This is a genomic window from Falsiroseomonas oryzae, from assembly GCF_027856955.1.
GTDB lineage: Bacteria > Pseudomonadota > Alphaproteobacteria > Acetobacterales > Acetobacteraceae > Falsiroseomonas > Falsiroseomonas oryzae.
In genome coordinates, this window is record NZ_JAPSMD010000378.1 from 1 (window position 1) to 5,231 (window position 5,231).

Sequence of the window (5,231 nt, forward strand, 5' to 3'; positions counted from 1 at the left end):
GGCGCGGCTGGCCGCGTCGCGCGCGGCGGTGGCGCGCGCCCGCCTGCCCGCGCCCCTGGTGGCCTGACCGCCATGCCCTGGCTGGGCGAGATCGCCGCCGTCGCCTGCGCCGCGATCCTGGCGATCACCCTGCACGAGGCGGCGCATGGCTATGCCGCCAAGTGGCTGGGCGACGACACCGCGGCGCAGCTCGGCCGGCTGAGCCTCAACCCGATCCGCCATGTCGATCCGGTCGGCACCATCCTGGTGCCGGGCATCCTGCTGGCCACCCAGCTGCTGACGATCGGCCGGGTGGAGGCGATGTTCGGCTGGGCCAAGCCGGTCCCGGTGGACATCTGGCGGCTGCGCGACCCGCGCTGGGGGATGGTGCTGGTGGCCGCGGCCGGGCCGGCGATCAACTTCGCGCTTGCCTGGGGCTTCGGGATCGCGGCCCATGGGGTTGAGGCTAGTGCCGAGTCGCTACCCCCAGGGGTTGTGGAATGGCTGCTGCGCTTCGTCGCCCTCAGCATGCTGGTGAACGTCATCCTCGCCTGTTTCAACCTCCTCCCGATCCCGCCGCTGGATGGCGGCCGCATCCTGGTGGGCGTGCTGCCGGCGCCGGCCGCCCGCGCCGTCGCCAGCCTGGAGCGCGTCGGGCTGCTGCTGGTGATCGGGCTGGTGTTCCTGCTGCCGATGGCGGTGCCGGGCTTCGACCCGCTCGGCTGGCTGCTGCGCGAGGTGGCGCTGCCGGTGCTGCGCCTGATGTTCCTGCTCTCCGGCCACGGGGGACCCTGATGACCGCAGCCGCCCCGGCCTTTCCGGCCCCGCTCGGCGCCAACGCCACGCCCGTCCTGCACCTGCATCTCGAGGGGTTCGAGGGGCCGCTCGACCTGCTGCTGGAACTGGCGCGGGCGCAGAAGCTCGATCTCGGCACCATCTCCATCGTCGCGCTGGTGGACCAGTACCTGGCGGTGATCGAGCGGGCGCGCGGCCTGCGGCTGGAGGTCCAGGCCGAGTGGCTGGTGATGGCGGCCTGGCTCGCCTGGCTGAAGTCCCGCCTGCTGCTGCCGAAGGAGGAGACCGCCGGGGAGGATCCGGAGGCGATCGCCGGCCGGCTGACGGACCGGCTGGCGGAGCTGGAGCGGATGCGCGCCGGCGCGGCCTGGCTGGCGGCCCGGCCGCAGCTGCATCGCGACCTGTTCCCGCGCGGCGCGCCGGAAGACCTGACCGTGCAGGACCGCTCCGGCATCCGGGCCGACCTTTCGGCGCTCTGCCAGGCCTATGTGGCCGCGCGGCGCCGCGCGCTCGCCCGCCGCCCCTACCGGCCTAAGCCGCGCCGGCTGTGGTCGGTGCAGGAGGCGATCACGCAGCTGTCCCGCGTGCTGGGCGAGTTCCCCTCCTGGGCGGTGCTGCAGCGCTTCCTGCCGGATGGGGAGGTCGGCGCTTCGCTGGACACCGTGGAACGCCGGGCGGCTCTTGCCAGCACGCTCGTGGCGGGCTTGGAGATGGCCCGCGGCGGCGCGGTGGAACTTCGCCAGGAGCGGGCCTTCGGTCCCATCATGCTCCGCCGCGCCGAGCGCGTGGAGGGGAGAGAGGATGTCCGCGCCGCCTGACGATCCGGCCGCCCCTGGCGGGGACGTGGCCGACCCGGGCGAGGGGAGCGGGGAGCTGGCGGCGCCGTCCACCACGGAGGTCGCCTTCGTCGCAACGCCCGAGGCAGTGCGCCTGGCGGAAGCCCTGCTGTTCGCCTCCGACCGGCCGGTGACCGCGGCGCGGCTGCAGCAGGTGCTGCCCGAGGGCCAGCAGGCGGAGGCGGTGCTGGCGGCGCTGCGCGGCGTGCTGGAGGGGCGGGGCGTGGTGCTGGCCGAGGTGGCCGGCGGCTTCGCGCTGCGCACCGCGCCCGACCTGGCGCCGCTGCTGACCCGCGTGGTGGAGGTGCCGCGCCGGTTGCCGCGGGCGGCGATGGAGGCGCTGGCCGTGATCGCCTGGCACCAGCCGGTGACGCGCGCCGAGATCGAGGAGATCCGCGGCGCCGGCCTGTCCCAGGCGACGCTGGAGGCGCTGCTGGAACACGGCCTGGTGCAGCCCAAGGGCCACAAGGAGGTGCCGGGCCGGCCGACGCTGTGGGGCACGACCCCCAAGTTCCTGGAGCAGTTCGGCCTGGCCTCGCTGCGCGACCTGCCGAAGCGGGAGGAACTGGTCAGCGCGGAGGCCGCGGCGCCCCTGCTCTCGGCGGTGCAGGAAGCGGAGGCGCCGGACGAGGCGGCGGAGGGCGAGCCGGGGACGGCGTCGCCGGGGTGAAGGCCGGCTTCAAGGGCGCGGACGCATCGGCGTACGACGCTGGGCGGACGTCGAGACATGCCAATAGGGCAGCCGCCTGGATGCATCCCGTTGCCGCAGGGGCTGGGCGGCGTATTGCGCGAATTTCCAGCGGATGAGCGCAGTCAAACAAAACAGACCGCCAACCGGCGAACAGTGTTGCCGCACCGTGACAAAGATGCTGCACTGCGCATGGTCGCGCGCATCATCGCCTGCGAATGCGGTACGGGAGAATGACTGGGTGACAAACAGGAAGAATAGCTTCCTCGCCGCGACCCTCGTGGCCGGGCTTCTCGGGGGCGCGAACGAAGCCGCAGGCTTCCTTGCACCTCCATCCATCGGCCAGACATCCGGCAGCGGGACCGTCGCCTTCGAGTTCACGTCGTTCAGCGGCCCGTTCGGCTTCGGCTCCGTCGTGGGCACGCTGAACGGGGCGTCCATCGTGCCGACCGGCCCCACGGGTCTCGCCCCCGGCGGCTATACGACCGGAACGAGCGCCATCGCCGGCGGGCCGAGCTCCGTCGCGCTGGCGTTCGCCCCCGGCGCGGTGCCGACCGTCATCAGCTTCCAGCCCTTCAACTTCACCAACCAACTGGTGGGGAGCGCGTTCCGGATCGGCCAGCTTACCTTCACCAACGAACAGTGGTGGGGGGCCGGCCCGACGGCCGCTCTCAACACGCCCACGGTGCTGGGCTTCACCCTGAGGACGACGGGAACGGGTGGGGCTGCTTCCCTCTTCACGCAGACGATTTCCGGCCAGATCACCCTGACGGTGAACAGCCCCGTGGGGGTCGACCTCACGACCCTCGCCGGCCAGCAGGCCGAGGCGGATTGGATCAGCCTCACAAGCTCCGCCATCCTGCGGCCCTTTCCGGCCTTCCGGGTGTACGAGAGCTTCGCGAAGCCGGCGGGCGCGACCAACACGGGCACGGTGGACCTCATCGCGCAATTCGGCTCGCTCTACCTCGATACCTTCGAGAACCCGACGGACGGCGGCTTCCTGACCGCCAGCAACGGCCCATTGGAGGTGCCTGAACCCGTAAGCCTGTCGCTGCTGGGCGTCGGCCTGCTCGGCCTCGGCCTGGTGCGCCGCAGGCGCAGCTGATCCGACCCGATCACCGGGTCTTCTGCAGGGGGCGGTGCCGAAGGGCCTGCCCCCTGTTGCCGTTCAGGAAGCGCCGGCGCCGCGCAGGGCATAACCGCTTCCCGCACGGGAACGCCGTCCTGGCGTCCCGCTTGCGCACGCAGTCTCGCCACCGCCCGGCTTGCCTGCCGCGGCGGGCTGGGGGAAACCCCCCGGCAGGCATGTCCATCGCATTCGAGCAGATCCGCCACACATACCCCGAACGGGGCGAAGTGCTGCGCGGGCTCTCGCTGGCCGCCAAGCCCGGCGAGATCGTCTGCCTGCTCGGCCCCTCCGGCTGCGGCAAGACCACGCTGCTGCGCCTGGCGGCGGGGCTGGAGCCGCTGCAGGCCGGGCGGATCAGCCTGGGCGAGCAGACCATCGCCGAGCCCGGCCGCGACCTGCCGCCGGAGGAGCGCGGCGTGGGCTTCGTGTTCCAGGACTACGCGCTGTTCCCGCACCTGACGGTGGAGGACAACGTGGCCTTCGGGCTGCGCTTCGTGCCGCGCGGGCAGCGCAAGTGGCGCATCATGGATGCGCTGGCCCGGGTGGGGCTGGAGGCCTTCGCAAAGGCCTGGCCGCACATGCTCTCCGGCGGGCAGCAGCAGCGCGTGGCGCTGGCCCGCGCGCTGGCCCCGCGGCCGGCCGTGCTGCTGCTGGACGAGGCCTTCGCCAGCCTCGACGCAAGGTTGCGCGAGCAGGTGCGCGACGACACGCTGCACGTGCTGCAGGAAGCCGGGATCGCCACGCTGATCGTCACCCACGACGCGGAGGAGGCGATGTTCATGGCCGACCGCATCGCGCTGATGAATGCGGGGCGGATCGAGCAGCTGGGCACGCCGGCCGAGTTGTACCTGGCGCCGGCCACGCGCTTCGTCGCGACCTTCCTGGGCGAGGTGAACCGCCTGCCCGCCCGGCTGATGGGCGCGCGCGCGGAAACGCCGATCGGCACCATCGACCTGGGCAACCGCCTGCCGCCGGAGGGGCTGCCGCGGGAGGATGGCGCGCCGGTGGAGGTGCTGCTGCGGCCGGAAGGGCTGCGCGTGCTGGAGGCGCCCTCCGCCGAAGGGCCGCCGGCGCCGCTGGCCGGACGGCTCTCGGGCTGCGGCGCGGTGGCGGAGGTGGAGGCCTGCCGGCTGCTCGGCGCCACCACCCTGGTGCACCTGGCCGTGCCGGACGGGCAGGGGGGTCTGCTGCACCTGCATGCGCGGCTGCCGCCCGGCATCTGGCTGAGCCGGGGGGAGAAGGTGTCGGTGGCGATGGATGCCGAGCGGGCCTTCGTATTCCCGGCCGAGACACCCTAAGTAACCGGTCTCTTCCGGCCGGCCTCATTGGCGGGGCGCGTCCTTCCTGCTAACGGGAACGCCCCGCCGCCCGGGCGGAAAACCGGGTGCGGGGAAGGGGTGGCATGCTCGGTCTCGACTGGACGGAACTCGCGCTGATCGCGGTGGTCGCGGTGGTCGTCATCGGCCCCAAGGACCTGCCCGAGGCCGTGCGCGGGATCGCCAAGGGGATCCAGAAGCTGCGGCGCATGGCCGGCGAGTTCCAGAGCCAGGTGGACGAGGTGGTCCGCGAGGCGAAGCTCGAGGACGTGCGGAACCAGATCAACGAGATCCGCAACTTCGACTTCCGCAGCGTGGTGGAGAAGGAGATCGACAAGGACGGGTCGATCCGGAAGACCTTCACCGAGGATCCGATCGGCAACCCGCTGAAGGACGCCTGGGAGAGCAAGCCGCCCGAGCACGGCGCAACGGTAACGCCGCCGCCGGCCGCAGCGGTGCCCGATCCCGTCCCGCCGCCGGCCGCGGCG

General features: G+C 72.8%; 7 protein-coding genes. All 7 read left to right on the forward strand.

The annotated features are described in order from the left end of the window. Nucleotides 1-774: site-2 protease family protein (locus OZN99_RS24790; RefSeq protein ID WP_456299899.1), on the forward strand; the 774-nt coding region annotated here is incomplete at its 5' end. Next, complete coding sequence (locus OZN99_RS24795) at nt 774-1,592, forward strand: segregation and condensation protein A (protein ID WP_270937916.1); 819 nt, start codon at nt 774-776, stop codon at nt 1,590-1,592. The genes OZN99_RS24790 and OZN99_RS24795, both read left to right, overlap by 1 nt. Then, nucleotides 1,576-2,280, forward strand: coding sequence for an SMC-Scp complex subunit ScpB (scpB, locus tag OZN99_RS24800; protein ID WP_270937917.1), 705 nt, complete (start codon nt 1,576-1,578; stop codon nt 2,278-2,280). The genes OZN99_RS24795 and scpB overlap by 17 nt, the downstream gene beginning before the upstream one ends. Before the next feature lie 90 nt (nt 2,281-2,370). Further along, nucleotides 2,371-2,535, forward strand: coding sequence for a hypothetical protein (locus OZN99_RS24805; protein WP_270937918.1), 165 nt, complete (start codon nt 2,371-2,373; stop codon nt 2,533-2,535). A 4-nt stretch (nt 2,536-2,539) separates the two neighbouring features. Beyond that, the gene (locus OZN99_RS24810) at nt 2,540-3,403 is read left to right on the forward strand and encodes a choice-of-anchor K domain-containing protein (RefSeq protein WP_270937919.1); all 864 of its coding nucleotides are present in this window, start codon (nt 2,540-2,542) and stop codon (nt 3,401-3,403) included. 200 nt (nt 3,404-3,603) lie between these two features. Next, nucleotides 3,604-4,725, forward strand: coding sequence for an ABC transporter ATP-binding protein (locus OZN99_RS24815; RefSeq protein WP_270937920.1), 1,122 nt, complete (start codon nt 3,604-3,606; stop codon nt 4,723-4,725). A 104-nt stretch (nt 4,726-4,829) separates the two neighbouring features. Next, nucleotides 4,830-5,231, forward strand: a 402-nt coding sequence (gene tatB, locus OZN99_RS24820) for a Sec-independent protein translocase protein TatB (protein ID WP_270937921.1), incomplete at its 3' end; no start/stop codon positions are given.

Bases quoted from the DNA above. Each gene is read 5' to 3' on its own strand.
- OZN99_RS24795 (WP_270937916.1), top strand. From the start codon at position 774: ATGACCGCAGCCGCCCCGGCCTTTCCGGCCCCGCTCGGCGCCAACGCC.
- scpB (WP_270937917.1), top strand. From the start codon at position 1,576: ATGTCCGCGCCGCCTGACGATCCGGCCGCCCCTGGCGGGGACGTGGCC.
- OZN99_RS24815 (WP_270937920.1), top strand. From the start codon at position 3,604: ATGTCCATCGCATTCGAGCAGATCCGCCACACATACCCCGAACGGGGC.